Source organism: Chloroflexus islandicus (genome assembly GCF_001650695.1).
Taxonomy (GTDB): domain Bacteria; phylum Chloroflexota; class Chloroflexia; order Chloroflexales; family Chloroflexaceae; genus Chloroflexus; species Chloroflexus islandicus.
In genome coordinates, this window is the sequence record NZ_LWQS01000048.1 from 15,980 (window position 1) to 30,681 (window position 14,702).

Genomic DNA, 14,702 nt, shown 5'->3' on the forward strand with positions numbered 1-14,702 from the left:
AGGGGGGTTGTGTTGGATAGCCACAAAAACCCACAAAAAACCAACGATTGTGGTGCGGTTTCCGTCTTGGTGTGGCGATTGCTCGCTATCCGCCAGCACCCGGCCCTGAAGGGCCGGGCTACGTTGACGAAGCCCGCTGCGCGGGGTGCTGCCCCCACCCCTTGCCCCCTCCCCCAGCGGGGGAGGGGGCAAGGGGTGGGGGTAACGCGGTGCATCCTTGCGCCATATCACCCGGCCCTAAAGGGCCGGGCTACGGTTACGAAGCCCGCTGCGCGGGCTGGCTGCCGCAGCTCTGAATTAGTGTTGTCAGATCCTGTCATTGTGGGGGGCTGTTGTCATTGCGAGGGAGGGGCGGCACCCAGCCGCGCTGCCCGCGCGCCCGAAGTAATCTCCTCGTAGCCCCCCTCTCAGCCTCTCCCCGCTGGGGGGAGGAGTCGGACACCCCTCCCCCAGCGGGGGAGGGGGCAAGGGGTGGGGGCAACGCGGTGCATCCTTGCGCCATATCACCCGGCCCTAAAGGGCCGGGCTACGGTTACGAAGCCCGCTGCGCGGGCTGTTGGCCCTCACCCCCCGCCCCTCTCTCACGTTAGTGGGAGCGGGGTGCGTAGCGTCGAGCGTTGAGGCATCTCACGACGATCAACGGTTTTGTTTGACCACATGTTCTGACCACGTTGCATCTTCATCACGAGCGGGCTAGTTGCTGCACCCGTACTGATGTGCGCTATGGCGGTTTCCCTCGCCAGCATTATTCCTCCGTGTTTTTCACGGGGTGTAAGGCGCCATTGCAGATTGTGAGAATTATCCACAATTGTGAACAATAATCCCCATTAGTAATCTTGACAAGCCGTTATGAATATCATTATCATTTTTGATAACAATATACGAAATGAGATGAAGAGGAGTCTATGCCTGTCTACATTCGTGATCGTCCGCCAATGTTGCGCTTGGTGATAACGTTTGCGGCCACTCGCTACCTTCAGGTGTAGCCAGACACCTCCCGCTTCAATTCGTCACGATACAGCCTGAATTGTAGAGACCAACGTCAAGGAGAACAAACGTGAACACGCTTTCCCCCAACGCCATCTCCAACCCGATCCTCGATTTCTTCGCCTTTGTGCGCCGGCCCGATGCGGCGCATATCGTTACTTCGCGGAAAGCGAAGCTGCTCATCATCGTGAGCTTGCTGGGGTTGAGTATTCTGCTCTCAGTAGCCGGTAATGTGGTTTCAACGTCGATCGAGACGTTCATTCCGATGGAAACCGAGCACATTATGGCGGGTGAAGATGAGGAGTTCTTGCGGTATATGGCTATCGCCGGCATTCCCATCATCCCCTTCTTTGAAGAGGTGATGTTCCGGCTCTGGCTGGCTCCCAATCTGCTCTTTTTCTTTATTTCGTTCAGTTTGGTGACGATCCAGTTCGCGCCGATGCCGTTTATTGATCTGCTGCGTGCGGCTGGGTTAGAGCCCATTGCGCCGTTGGTAAAAATCGGTTTCTATCTCGCACTTGGCGGCCTGATCGTGCTCTGGTTCTGGTGGCGCGACCGGCGCGGGCAGCGGTACGCCGATTTCTTTCACCGCTACGTGGCGGTGTATTACTACGTTTCGGTAATTGTCTTTGGCCTGCTGCACCTGACCAACTACACCACAGTCGGCGCTTGGTGGTTTGCGCCGTTGCTAGTCTTGCCGCAACTCATTGGCGGCTTCATCTACGGTTATGTCCGGATCCGGATCGGCTTCTGGTATGCCGTCCTGCTCCACATGGCGGATAATCTGCTCTTTACGTTGGGTGATGTGATGAACATGCTGTTCGGCCCGCTCGGCGGCGTGGTTTGGCTGGCGGTGCTCGTTCTTTCTTCGCTGGCGATCGTGGTGGTGACGTTTAAGCAGAGTCTGGTTTTAGGTGAGAAAGCGCCGCTGCAAGCGTGATACAAGCCACTAAGCCGGTGCAGTGAGGCAAGTCAACAAGCCTGCGCGTTCTGCGCTGCGCAGAGCAGGCGCCAAGTGGCGAGAAACCTGCGACGTTATCAGGTTTCTCGCCGCTTATGTATAGCCTTACGCTCGTTGGGCGGGATTGGGCGAGGGGGACGGGCCATGCGCTGCACCCGGCGCTAATTCGGGTACCCGCCTCGCTTCAATCGGGTGGTGCTGCCACCGATGTGCGAGTTGCACCAACGGTTGCAACAAGGGACTATGATATTCACAACGGGGAATAGTGTAGTCAGTTGTGGCAAAATTGCGTTTGTATTGCATCACACCTGCAATACCAGCGCTGGTATTGAAGTCAAAGTAACGTAATCCTCGCTCGATCGCATCGCGGATGATTTCAACATCAAGCACAAACAACGCGCGCCGCGCCAGCGCCGCACGGGTTGCAGTGCCATGCCAGAGGGTCACGTGCTGATTCCAATAGAAAGCCAGCCGCCCACCTACAACCTGACCATCGAGTTCGACCACCCACAACGTTATCTCGTGCGGGTATGCCTGCGCGAAGGTAAACATCTGCGCAAAAAATGACCACGGATAGCCGTAAGTCTCATCTTCCCCCCAGCGATTAACGGCGTCGCGGTAGGCAGCGTAATAAGCTTGCCAATCGGCAATGGTGTGGGCGCGGCGTATGCGGGCGTCTTCGCGCAGGCCGCGCCGGTAATTGCCGCGCGCGTTGCGTGAAAAACGATCGAATAACGTCTCAAAATCGCTGTCGAGCTGAATAATATGCGCAATCTCGTCGCCAATGCGATAGGTGCGGTCGATCGTTTCCGGCGGCGCTAGCGGGTTGGCCAAATAGGCGAAACTGGTCACATTCCAGCGATAAGCTAGCCGATAAATACGAGTCGCTTCGGCGGCAGTGAGCGGGCCATCGGCGATAATACCGCCATAACAGCCTTCAAAGGTCGAGAGCAATGCCGTACACAGTCCGCTGTGACGCACTTCCAGCAGTGGCAATATGACACGGACGCCGCTTGGCAAGAATACGGCAATGGTGCGATCACGCACGGCGGGAATAGCTGTGCAGGCAATCTCTGTCCAGCGCGGGGTGTGGAAGAAGGTGGCATACGGACAAGCACGGGCAACTTCCCACCAGAGCTGGCGGCTAACGGCAGTAATGGCGCGCATCGTGGTGTCCCTTGCTTGATAACAACCATACGTGTGGTGTATGCAACACGATACTGTCTTGGTTATAAAACCAGAAGATGAAAAGTTAGGTGACAACCGGTGCGCTAAACTTAACAGCTTTGTCAGCCGCAATGGCGGGAAAGGATAGTGGGAGGAAGAGGCGAAAGCACTATCATGAAGGGTTGCGCAACGGAACCCTTACGAATCGGCAGCGAGCATCGAGCTGGAGGGTGCTAATTCACGCTCGGTATCGGGTGGACGGCGGCGGAGCTGGTTGCGTAAGGCGATCACCGGCTTCAGCAGAGGACTGCGATAGCAGCAACGAGCAATCACATGATCGGTGGTGGCAAAATTACGCTTGTACTGCATCACCCCGGCGATACCGGCGCTGGTATTGAGGTCGTAATAGCGGAACCCGCGCGCTGCGGCGTCACGCGCAATCTCGATATCGAGCACGACCATTGCCCGCCGTTTGAGCGCCTCGCGCGTTACGGCGCCGTGCCACGCAGTGATGTGCTGGTTCCAGTAGAAGGCTAAGGTCCCTCCGACCACGGCGCCATCGAGTTCGACGACCCAAAGCGCCATCTCTGCGGGGTAGCGCTGCTCGAAGGCGAAGACGTGGGTGAAAAATTCCCACGAATAGCCATAGTTGTCATCTTCACCCCACCGCCGCACCGCATCGCGGTAGGCGCGGTAATAGGCAGCGTAGTCATCGGGTGATGCTGCCCGCCGGATGCGCACTCCTTCACGTAGACCGCGCCGATAATTGGTGCGAGTGCTCTTGTCGAAGCGGTTGAAGATTGTCTCAAAATCGCGTTCGAGATGGAGGACATGGGCAATTTCATCACCAAAACGATACGTCGTGTCGATCGTTTCTGGTGGGGCGATTGGATTGGCAAGGTAATAGAAGTTGCTGATATTCCAGCGGTAAGCTTGCCGATAAATGCGAGTAACGTCACGGCGGCTGAGCGGCCCATCGGCGATGATGCCGCCGTAACAGCCTTCAAAGGTTGACATCAAGGCAGCAAAAGGGCCGTGACGCCGGATTTCGAGCAGCGGCAGCACGGCACGCACACCGTTGGGCAGGATCGCCGCAATGGTGCGATCGAGGACGGTGCTGTTCACACGGCAGGCTAGCTCCGTCCAGCGTGGGGTGTGGAAGAAGGTGGCATACGGGCAAGCGTGGGCAACCTCCCACCAGAGTTGTTGATCGACCGGTTGGATGATTTGCACCTTGCGTTCCTTCTCGGTAGGCGTGCGTTCGCTGCTATCGTGTTGTTTGTAACATACGATGCTCAGTCGTGAGCAGGGAAATATTCCCTTGTTATGATGACAGTGTTGTTATTGAGACTTTACCGTGTAAAACAAAACGGTTCTCCCCCAAGGGGAGAACCGTTTGATCATCAAGGACTAGATTTACGGCAAGGTCTCGTTGACATACCCTTGCAACTGTGGATGCAAGGACGGATCGCGCAGCTTGCGCAGCGCCTCGTGCTCTAACTGGCGTACCCGTTCGCGGGTGAGGCGCAGGCGCTGGCCGATCTGTTCGAGGGTGTGCATTGGCTCGCCGTCGAGGCCGTAGCGCAGGCGCAAGATGTTGCGCTCGCGCGGCGAGAGCTGGCTCAGCGCGGCTTGCACATCGGCCTGCAACATGCTCTCGCTCACCTCTTCAAAGGGGGTGGGTTGGAGCGGATCGGTCAAGATTTCGGCGAGTGCGCCGCCGCCGTCTTCCGTATGCGCTTCATCAAGCGACGCCGGCGTCATCCCGGCCTGTTCGGCCCGCTCGACCTGTTCGATGGTTAGGCCGGCGGCATTGGCCAGCTCTTCCAGCGTCGGTTCACGGTCAAGCTGTTGGGCCAACTCTTGTCGCAGCCGCGACAGCCGGCTCAGCCGTTCACCTAAATGCACCGGCAAGCGCACGGTGCGGCTGTGGTCGGCAATCGCGCGCCCGATGCTCTGCCGGATCCAGTAGGTGGCATAGGTCGAGAACTTCAGACCGCGGCTGGCGTCAAATTTATCGACCGCGCGCATGAGGCCGACACTGCCTTCTTGAATCAGATCGAGCAAGGCCAGACCGTGGCCCTGATAGCGGCGGGCAATGCTCACTACTAGTCGCAGGTTAGAGTTAATCAGTTGGGCGCGAGCTTGCTCGCCGGCGGCGACCTGCGCTGCCAGCCGTTGCTTTTCGGTAAGCGGGAGCAAGGGCTCATTGGCCAGCCGCTCGGCGGCCCGCCGGCCCTGCGCGATTGCGTTGGCCAGTTGCTGTTCCTGCTCAAACGTCAGCAGTGGCTCGGCGCCGATCTCGTTCAGATACAGCACAATCGTATCCGATGCGCTGCGACCAATCGTGGTTGGGTTGCTCATTGCGCCTCCTTATGCGCCGGTGAGACCGTCCGGCGCGTGCGATGTGAACCGCCGAGGTTCATAGATGTAGACGCAGGTGATTGCCTCTGCGGTTCCCCGCGGTCACGTAAGTGTGGGCCGCGGAGGGTGCGGCGGGTGGGTGGCGCCGCGCTCTCTTGGGGCAGGCAGGTGGTGTGATGGGTAAGGGTGAAGATGCTAAACTGCCCGCCGGTTCCTAGTATCGGCGGGTAGCTTAAAGAGAAGGTTAAAGAAAAATGAGAGGCGGATGAGTATTTGCGGCGCTGCTCTAGCAGTTCCAGCGCAGAGGGGGTGAACCGATGATGACCTCTGCACCTTCAAGGGGCATACGAACGTAGATAAGGTGTGCTGATGTCATTGCGCGGGCGCGGCGACGTGTTCGGCTGTCATTGCGAGGGAGTGGCGGCCCCCAGCGTAGCGGGGCCGCCCGACCGAAGCAATCCCCCGCTGCAGCGCGAGCGAGTGCCTGAGCGTACCCCTTCCGCTGAAGGAGGAGATTGCTTCGGGGGCTGCGCCCCCTCGCAATGACAGGCGGAAAGCGGGCGCTTGCTTGAGGGGCATTGTTTCAAGTATGCGGCAGTGAGACTGCCGCACTCCATAACCGCGGGGAGGGAAGCGGGCGCTTGCTTCGGGGGATTGTTTCCGAAGCAATGATAATTGAAGGGCAGACAGCATGTCTGAGCGCAGATATAGTTGATAGCTTTGTGATGCACCGGTGTGCCCTCACCCCCAGCCCCTCTCCCACTGGCGCGGGAGAGGGGAGCGCAGAGCTAAGCGTTGCGGTATCGCAAAGCGATCAACGGGTGTGACCGACCACATGTTCTTGTCCGCCCCTCAACCCCACTGGGTTCAAGAGCGGACAGCACATCTGGCCAGTACCCGGCCCTGAAGGGCCGGGCTAGGCTTACGAAGCCCGCTGCGCGGGCTGCTGGCCTGCTGGCCCTCACCCCCAGCCCCGCTCCCACTGGCGCGGGAGAGGGGAGGGTCGAGCTAAGCGTTGCGGTATCGCAAAGCGATCAACGGGTGTGACCGACCACATGTTCTTGTCCGCCCCTCAACCCCACTGGGTTCAAGAGCGGACAGCACATCTGGCCAGTACCCGGCCCTGAAGGGCCGGGCTAGGCTTACGAAGCCCGCTGCGCGGGCTGCTGGCCTGCTGGCCCTCACCCCCAGCCCCTCTCCCACTGGCGTGAGTTCAAGGGCGGACAGAACATCTGTCTAGCACCCGGCCCTGAAGGGCCGGGCTAGGCTTACGAAGCCCGCTGCGCGGGCTGCTGGCCTGCTGGCCCTCACCCCCAGCCCCTCTCCCACTGGCGCGGGAGAGGGGAGGGTCGAGCTACGCTTTGAGGCGTTGCACAGCGATCAACAGTGGCGCTCGATCAAACGTCCTGCCAGCCCCTCAACGCTGCGTCCCCCGCGCCTACCGCTCGCTCATCGCTAGCTCGCGCCGCTTCTTCTCGCGCCGGCGATCGTCGGCGCTGAGCAGCTTCTTGCGGATGCGCCAACCCTTGGGTGTCACCTCGACCAGCTCGTCGTCGCCGATATACTCGATCGCGTCGTCAAGCGAGAGCTGGCGCGGCGCGTCGAGCCGCACCGTCTCGGCGCCGCGGTTGTTGCGCATATTGGTGAGGTGCTTCTCTTTGCAGACGTTCACCTCAAGGTCGTTGTCGCGAATGTGTTGGCCGACCACCATGCCTTCGTAGACCTCTTGGCCGGGGGTGATGAAGAAGACGCCGCGGTCTTGCAAGGCGTGAATGGCATAAGTGGTGGCGACGCCGCCTTCGGCAGCGATCAGACTACCGTTAGCCCGCACCTCGATCTCGCCCGCGTATGGCTCGTAGCCGAAGAAGATGCTGTTCATGATCCCGGTGCCGCGGGTGGCGGTGAGGAAGAGCTGGCGGAAGCCGAGCAGGCCGCGCGTCGGCACGAGATAGACATAATGCACCGAGCCGTCTTCGCTGATGCGCATATCGCGCATCTGGCCCTGCCGCTTGCCGAGTAGTTCAACCACCACCCCCTGATACTCGCTCGCCACCTCGATCTCGACCAGCTCCATGGGTTCGAGCCGGGTGCCGTCGGGGGCTTCGCGGAAGATCACTTCCGGCTTCGAGACCTGAAACTCATAACCCTCGCGGCGCATGGTCTCGATCAGAATGCCGAGATGCAACTCGCCGCGCCCGGCGACGATAAACACATCGGGGCTATCGGTCTCTTCCACCCGCAACGCCACGTCGCGCTCCATCTCTTGGAACAGGCGCTCGCGCAGTTTGCGCGAAGTGACGTAGGTACCCTCGCGCCCGGCGAAGGGGCTGGTGTTGACGCCGAAGGTCATACGGACAGTCGGCTCTTCGACCTTAATTGGCGGCAACGCTTCGGGGGCCAGCGCGTCGGCGATGGTATCGCCGATGGCAGCGTCGGCGATGCCGGCAATCGCGATAATATCGCCGGCCTGCGCCTGCTCGACCTCTTGCCGCTCTAGCCCGTTGTACACAAAAATCTGGCTGACTTTAGCCGGCGTGATCGCGCCGTCGCGCGCGATCCGCACCAACGGCTGACCTTTGCGGATAGTGCCGCGCACCAGCCGCCCGGTGAGGATCTTGCCTTTGTACTCGTCGTAGGTGCTGGTGGTGACGAGGAACTGCACCGGCCCCTCGACATCAACCGTGGGAGGCGGAATGCGGTCGAGAATGCACTCGAAGAGCGGTTCGAGCGAGTCGTGCAGCTTGAGCGGCGAGCGTCCGGCGTGACCGAGCAGGGCATTGGTGAAGATGGTGGCAAACTCGGCCTGCTCGTCGCTTGCGCCGAGATCAACAAACAGGTCAAAGGTCGCGTTGACGACGTGGTTGGGGCGGGCTTGCGGACGATCGATCTTGTTGACGACCACGATTGCCTGATGGCCGGCCTGCAACGCTTTGCGCAACACGAACTTGGTTTGCGGCATCGGGCCATCGACGGCGTCAACCAGCAGCAACACGCCATCAACCATGTTCATCACCCGCTCAACCTCGCCGCCGAAGTCGGCGTGGCCGGGGGTATCGACGATATTAATCTTGACGCCGCGGTAGGTGACGGCGGTATTCTTGGCGAGAATGGTAATGCCTCGCTCGCGTTCGAGGGCGTTGCTATCGAGCACGCGCTCTTCCACTTGCTGGTTCTGGCGGAAGATGCGGCTCTGCTTGAGCATTGCGTCAACGAGCGTCGTCTTGCCGTGGTCAACGTGAGCGATAATTGCGATGTTCCGTAGGTCGGTGCGCTGGATCATACCTTTTCCGTAACGTGGGCCGCTGGGCGGCGTGAAAAACGCTCAGGCCGAACCTGAGCGCGACAATGCTACCTCTATTATAGCATGGTTGCAAGGTTGGAATGCCTCAGCAAATACTTGGTATAATACCGTTATCAACGCTCTTTCAGCCTTAGAGGAGACGAGATCGTGACTACCGGCCGCCGTCGCGCTGTGTTATTCGCGACTTGCATTGTTGATCAGCTCTACCCGACCGTCGGTTTGGCTGCGGCCGAGCTGTTGGAACAACAAGGCGTGACCGTCGAGGTTCCGCCTGATCTGTTATGTTGCGGTCAGATGGCGTTCAATGCCGGCTTTCGCGATGATGCTTACGCGGTGGCCGGGCGCACGCTAGAGGTGTTGCGCGGCAAGGGCGATGTAGTGATGCCGTCGGGATCGTGCGCGGCCATGATCCGCCACCTCTACCACGAGTTGTTTGCGCACACGCCCTTTGCCGATATGGCTGCTGACCTAGCCCATCGCACCTACGAACTCAGCGAGTATCTGGTCGATGTGTTAGGCGTGACCGACGTCGGCGCGCGCTTCAATGGCCGCATTACCTATCACGACGCCTGCCATGGCCTGCGCTTTCTCGGTCTCGGCGCGCAAGCGCGCGCGCTGCTGGGCCGGGTGCAGGGGGCGGAGGTGGTGCCGTTGCCGGGGTGCGATCAGTGTTGCGGGTTCGGCGGCTTGTTTGCGGTCAAGCAGCATACCATCTCGACCGCGATGCTCGACCGCAAGATCGAGGCGATTGCCTCAACTGACGCCGATCTGGTTGTGACTGGCGATGTGTCGTGTATGACCCAAATCGCCGGCGGGTTGTCGCGCCGCAATATGCCAACCCGTGCCCGCCATCTGGCCGAGGTGTTGGCCAATATGGTGGACGCGCGATAAATCTGCGGGAACGCACCAGTAGAGCCGCACGGCGGTGCGGCTCCGGCCAATATGGTGAACGCCATAGATGTAGAGCCGCACGGCGGTGCGGCTCCGGCCCATCAGGTGAACGCCATAGGTGTCCAGCCGCACGGCAGTGCGGCTCCAAACCGATAATCGCATGATAAATCAATCATGATGGATTGCTCTATCACCTAGAAATCACCGCTATGCCACAAACCATCGCCTTTTTCGACCGCGTTGACCACGCCCTGCACGATTCGTCGTTGCAGACGGCGCTGCACCGGGCAACGACACGCTTCATCGGCAACCGGGCCGGCGCGATCGGCGCGCTGAGCGATGCTGACCGGTTGCGCGATCAAGCCCGCGCCATCCGTGCCCACGCGCTGGCCCATCTCGATGAGCTGTTGCCGCAGTTGGCCGCCAATGTCGAAACGCGCGGCGGCCACGTGTGCTGGGCCAGCGATGGCGAGGAGGCTCGCCGCTATATCATCGAACTGGCCCGCGCGCGCGGAGTGCGCAGCATTGTCAAATCGAAGTCGATGGCTTCGGAAGAGATCCATCTTAACGAGGCGCTCGAAGAGGCTGGCTTCGAGGTGGTCGAGACCGATCTCGGCGAGTATATTATCCAGCTTGCCGGCGAAACGCCGTCGCACATTATTGCTCCCGCCATCCACAAAACCCGCGAGCAGGTGAGCGAGCTGTTCCAGCAGCACCTTGGCATGCCGCCGACCACCGAGGTGCCGCCGATGATCCGCACGGCCCGGCAGGCGCTGCGCCAACGCTTCTTGCAGGCCGATATGGGCATCAGCGGGGTCAACTTTGGCGTGGCCGACAGCGGCGCGATTGTGATTGTCGAGAACGAAGGCAATGCGCGCCTCTCGACCACGGTGCCGCGCATCCACGTGGCGATTATGGGCATTGAGCGGATTGTGGCCCGCCTTGCCGATCTGGGTGTGATGCTGCAAGTGCTGGCCCGTTCGGCCACTGGTCAGAAACTGAGCGTCTACACCAGCCTGATCAGCGGCCCGGCCCGGCCCGGCGAAGAAGACGGCCCCGAAGAGTTTCACCTGATCTTGCTCGACAATGGCCGGTCGCGGATTTTAGGCGGCCACTACGCCGAATCGCTGCTCTGCATTCGCTGTGGCGCCTGTCTCAACGCTTGCCCGGTCTATCAGGCGATTGGCGGCCATGCCTACGGCGGCGTCTACTCCGGCCCGATTGGCGCTGTGCTCACCCCGCTGCTGCAACCTGATCTGCCCGATGCTTACCTGTTGCCGCAAGCCAGCTCGCTCTGCGGCGCCTGCCAAGAGGTCTGCCCGGTGCGGATCGCCATTCCCGATCTGCTGCTGCGCCACCGGGCCGATGCGGTGAAGGCCGGCAAGTTCCATCCGGTCGAGAAGGCGGCGATTGCTAGTTATACCCTGACAATGACCCACCCGGCGATCTACAATGCCGGCGGCAAAGCCGGCCGGTTCTTTAGCCGCATTCTGGCCCGCAGAGGTCGCTTCCGCCGCTTGCCGCCGCCGCTGCACTTGTGGACGAAACAGCGCGATTTTCCGGCCTTGCCGCCGAAATCGTTCCGTGAAATGTGGGCCGAACGGAAGAAACAACGCCAATCATCATCGTAGGGACAGATGTGTAAGGGCAGGTTTCACACCTGCTCCTCCTATCGACTATGCGTATCACCATCCATGCCGAACGACCAGACACTCATGATGCGCTGGCGTTGATCGAAGAACTGGAAGCCGAACTGGCCCCGCTCTACCCGCCGGAAAGCCAGCACGGCTATAGCGTCGAGAAGCTCATTGCGCAAGGGGTCGCCTTTTTCGTCGTGCGGGTACACGGTGAGGCCGCTGGTTGCGGTGGCATCCAGCTTTACCCTGACTATGGCGAATTGAAGCGGATGTATGTGCGGCCAGCGTTTCGCGGGATGGGGCTGGCCCAACGGCTGATCGACCATCTGGCCGCGTATGCGCTGGCGCGCGAGTGCCGGCTGCTGCGGCTCGAAACCGGGACGTTGCAGCATGCGGCGATCCGCTGCTATGAAAAAGCTGGTTTTTACCAGATCGGCCCGTTCGGCGAGTATCCAAATGATCCGTTGTCGTTATTCTACGAACGGCGACTGTGAGGAGCGGCGCAGAGGGGGCAAAGGCGCAGAGGCGCAGAGGATGATAAACGCAAAGTCGCAAAGATCGCAAAGGTTTTTTGGTATTCTCATCAGCATACTCTTGACACCCTTTATATCTCTGCGCACTTTGCGACTTTTTGATAGGAGATACTATGAGCCGTGAACAGATTCTCGCTAATCTTCGTACCAGCCTCAACGCCAACCGGCCATGGTTGCAGGCCGAGGCCGAGCGGATGCCGCACGAAGCGCCGCCGTTTGTGTTGCCGGCCCAAGATGATGTGGTTGGCCAATTCGTCGCTGAGCTGGCGAAGCTGGAGGGCAAAGCTTACCGGGTGGCGAGTGCCGATGAGGCGCTGGCGATTATTGACCGTCTGATCGAAGAGACGCACGCTACCAGTGTGATTGGGTGGGATCTCGACCAGATTGGTTTGCCCGGTCTGCCGGAATTGCTGGCGGCGCGCGGGATTACGCCGGCGAAAGCCGATGTGCGCGGGGAAGGGCGCAAGGCGCGGCTGCAAGAACTGGAACCGATCCCGATCTGTTTGTCAGGCGCTGAGCTGGCGATTGCCGAGAGCGGTACCCTGCTCTTGCGCCATGGCCCCGGCAAGCCGCGCCTTGCTTCGTTGCTGGCGCCGTGCCACATCGCCGTGATCTTCCGGCGCCAACTGGTGCGCGGCCTCGGCGAGGCGCTGGCGCTGCTGGCCCAACGCTACGGCGATGAGATCTTCGGCCCGACCAGCAATCTCACCTTCATCACCGGCCCGTCGCGCACTGCCGATATCGAGATGACCCTCTCGCTCGGCATTCACGGCCCGCCGCAGATTCACGTGATTGTGGTCGAGGGGTAGGTCTGCGGCGTGGGCAACGCTGCTGAGGACGTAGATGAACCGCAAACCACCTATTTTTGTCACCCGCCGGTTGCCCGACCCGGCGATGGCGATCCTCGCCGAGCATTGCACGGTTGCACTGTGGGATAACGCCGAGACTCCTATCCCGCGCGATGAGCTGTTGCGCGGCGTGGCCGCGGCGGAAGGGTTGCTCTGTCTGATCACCGACCGCATCGACGCCGAGGTGATCGCTGCCGCGCCGCGGTTGCGCGCCGTGTCGATCATGGCGGTCGGCTACGACAATATTGACCGTGAGGCGCTGGCGGCGCGCGGGATTACGCTGACCAATACGCCCGACGTGCTGACCGAGACTACCGCCGATCTGGCGTGGGCCTTGCTTTTGGCCGCTGCCCGCCGGGTGGTAGAGGGCCACAAGCTGATCGAACGCGGCGGGTGGGGGCCGTGGCACCCGTTGCAGATGGTTGGGCAAGACATCTATGGCCGGGTGCTGGGGGTGGTTGGCGCAGGCCGGATCGGGCAAGCGGTCTTGCGCCGGGGCCGTGGTTTTGGCATGCGGCTGCTCTACCACAACCGCCGGCCCAATCCCGACCTTGAAGCTGAGTTAGGGGCCGGCTATCGCTCACTCAACGATCTGCTTGCCGAAAGTGATGCGGTGGTGGTGACCGCCCCGCTCACCGCCGAGACCCGCGGTATGTTCGGCGCGGCCCAGTTTGCCTTGATGAAACCCACCAGCATCTTCGTCAACGTCGCGCGCGGGCCGCTGGTACGGGAAGACGAACTGGTCGCAGCGCTCCGCGCCGGTCGTCCGTGGGCCGCCGGCCTCGATGTCTTCGAGCGCGAGCCGATCGGGCCGGATCACCCGTTGCTCGCGTTGCCGAACGTGGTGCTCACCCCCCACATTGGCAGCGCCAGCGTCGCGACCCGCGTGCGCATGGCCACCCTCGCCGCCGAGAATCTGGTGGCGGTGTTGAGCGGCCAACCGACGCCGAATGTGGTGAGATAGCCTCTTTCTATCCTAGAACGGCACTGGTTCGGTGGTGATGATCAAAAGCGCCAACAAGCAAAAGAAGAGCCCGGATAAGATAAGACCTACTAATTGCATAATTAACATCGCCGTCAGGCATCCCTTCCCTTCCGGGGCGCGTCCGGTTCTGGCCTGAACGTTGCGCGCTTCGTTCCAGAAGACGATATTCGCAATCAGACCGGGAATATACAGCACAAAATAGAGAACAAGCGTTAAGATAGCCTTCGAGGTGAAACTCTCTTCTTTGATAATGTAGACTGGCGGCGGTTGGGGGGGACGGTAGGGGGAGTTGGGATCATACATCTCGCATCTCCTCTCGGTGGTAAATATGGCTGCGACGAGGGCGGATACGTAATGAGTTGCGAGGAATAGAGTGTTTAACTTCACAATAAAAACATACCTCTTTGAGACTTAATAATATCCAATCCATTTCCTCTTGTCAATCGTTAAGATGATGCAACAACGTTCAGCCTAACGTATCATCTTTACAGTCATGAATCCCGTGTTAGACTCATTGCTTTCTGGCGGATTTGGCGGCATGTTACCTTTCCCGCGTGATTGTGATTGGGTGACGATGGGATGATGAGGCGCCGTTCTGTGGTATTGCTGGCGGTCGTTCTCGCAGGGGTCGTGATGATCTGCGGCATCGGCAGTCTAGCCGTGCTGGCGGTCAATCCCTTCTTTAGCCCGGATCGGCTGACCGCGACCACCCAACTCTCGCCGGAGCAAGCGGCGCAGTGCCGCTACGCGCTCGGTCTGCGGCCCGCCGCGCCGGTGACGTTTGAGTATTATGCCTACCGCGACGGTTTTCTTGATGATCAACTCACCTGCCGGTTCCGCGCCGCGCGGAACGAATTGACTGAGCTGTTCGATCCAGCATTAGTCGATGTGCAACGCGCTGACGCGCAGCCGATCCGTCCGGGTGAGCATCTGCGCCTGCGGATCGAGCAGCTTGACGCCGATACCATCCTCGTCACCGGTGAGTGGTATACGATGTGATGATGATGCTCCTGCTGCGTTCTCTGCGG

The 14,702-nt window shown here is 60.4% G+C and carries 12 protein-coding genes; 7 read left to right on the top strand and 5 right to left on the bottom strand.

Translation table 11 applies throughout. From position 1 onward, the window contains the following. Nucleotides 1–1,057: 1,057 nt before the first annotated feature. Nucleotides 1,058–1,927, top strand: a complete 870-nt coding sequence (locus A6A03_RS08390) for a CPBP family glutamic-type intramembrane protease (protein WP_066786313.1) — start codon at nucleotides 1,058–1,060, stop codon at nucleotides 1,925–1,927. A 126-nt stretch (nucleotides 1,928–2,053) separates the two neighbouring features. Here the strand turns inward: A6A03_RS08390 and A6A03_RS08395 are convergent, their stop codons facing one another. The 4 genes from A6A03_RS08395 to typA all read right to left on the bottom strand — a co-directional run bounded on the left by A6A03_RS08395 (nucleotide 2,054) and on the right by typA (nucleotide 8,759). Continuing rightward, the gene (locus A6A03_RS08395) at nucleotides 2,054–3,115 is read right to left on the bottom strand and encodes a GNAT family N-acetyltransferase (protein WP_066786316.1); all 1,062 of its coding nucleotides are present in this window, start codon (nucleotides 3,113–3,115) and stop codon (nucleotides 2,054–2,056) included. Between the two features lie 198 nt (nucleotides 3,116–3,313). Further along, on the bottom strand, nucleotides 3,314–4,348 hold the full coding sequence (locus A6A03_RS08400; protein ID WP_066786319.1) for a GNAT family N-acetyltransferase: 1,035 nt from the start codon (nucleotides 4,346–4,348) through the stop codon (nucleotides 3,314–3,316). A gap of 183 nt (nucleotides 4,349–4,531) precedes the next feature. Next, nucleotides 4,532–5,479: a sigma-70 family RNA polymerase sigma factor gene (locus A6A03_RS08405; protein ID WP_066786322.1), complete on the bottom strand. Its 948-nt coding sequence runs from the start codon at nucleotides 5,477–5,479 to the stop codon at nucleotides 4,532–4,534. Nucleotides 5,480–6,917: 1,438 nt separating this feature from the next. Next, the gene (gene typA, locus A6A03_RS08410; protein WP_066786325.1) at nucleotides 6,918–8,759 is read right to left on the bottom strand and encodes a translational GTPase TypA; all 1,842 of its coding nucleotides are present in this window, start codon (nucleotides 8,757–8,759) and stop codon (nucleotides 6,918–6,920) included. A 168-nt stretch (nucleotides 8,760–8,927) separates the two neighbouring features. On the opposite strand from typA, the gene A6A03_RS08415 reads away from it, so the two are divergent. The 5 genes from A6A03_RS08415 to A6A03_RS08435 all read left to right on the top strand — a co-directional run bounded on the left by A6A03_RS08415 (nucleotide 8,928) and on the right by A6A03_RS08435 (nucleotide 13,653). Beyond that, the gene (locus A6A03_RS08415) at nucleotides 8,928–9,671 is read left to right on the top strand and encodes a (Fe-S)-binding protein (RefSeq protein ID WP_066786329.1); all 744 of its coding nucleotides are present in this window, start codon (nucleotides 8,928–8,930) and stop codon (nucleotides 9,669–9,671) included. A gap of 209 nt (nucleotides 9,672–9,880) precedes the next feature. Next, nucleotides 9,881–11,302, top strand: a complete 1,422-nt coding sequence (locus A6A03_RS08420; RefSeq protein WP_066786332.1) for a LutB/LldF family L-lactate oxidation iron-sulfur protein — start codon at nucleotides 9,881–9,883, stop codon at nucleotides 11,300–11,302. Between the two features lie 47 nt (nucleotides 11,303–11,349). Beyond that, nucleotides 11,350–11,802: a GNAT family N-acetyltransferase gene (locus A6A03_RS08425; RefSeq protein WP_066786335.1), complete on the top strand. Its 453-nt coding sequence runs from the start codon at nucleotides 11,350–11,352 to the stop codon at nucleotides 11,800–11,802. A 152-nt stretch (nucleotides 11,803–11,954) separates the two neighbouring features. Continuing rightward, entirely contained in the window at nucleotides 11,955–12,650 is a 696-nt protein-coding gene (locus A6A03_RS08430) for a LutC/YkgG family protein (RefSeq protein ID WP_066786337.1), read from the top strand. 34 nt (nucleotides 12,651–12,684) lie between these two features. Continuing rightward, the gene (locus A6A03_RS08435; RefSeq protein WP_066786340.1) at nucleotides 12,685–13,653 is read left to right on the top strand and encodes a 2-hydroxyacid dehydrogenase; all 969 of its coding nucleotides are present in this window, start codon (nucleotides 12,685–12,687) and stop codon (nucleotides 13,651–13,653) included. 12 nt (nucleotides 13,654–13,665) lie between these two features. On the opposite strand, the gene A6A03_RS08440 is transcribed toward A6A03_RS08435, so the two are convergent. Next, entirely contained in the window at nucleotides 13,666–13,977 is a 312-nt protein-coding gene (locus A6A03_RS08440) for a hypothetical protein (RefSeq protein WP_066786342.1), read from the bottom strand. A gap of 279 nt (nucleotides 13,978–14,256) precedes the next feature. Between A6A03_RS08440 and A6A03_RS08445 the strand changes: the two genes are divergently transcribed. After that, on the top strand, nucleotides 14,257–14,673 hold the full coding sequence (locus tag A6A03_RS08445) for a hypothetical protein (RefSeq protein ID WP_156525302.1): 417 nt from the start codon (nucleotides 14,257–14,259) through the stop codon (nucleotides 14,671–14,673). Nucleotides 14,674–14,702 lie beyond the last annotated feature (29 nt).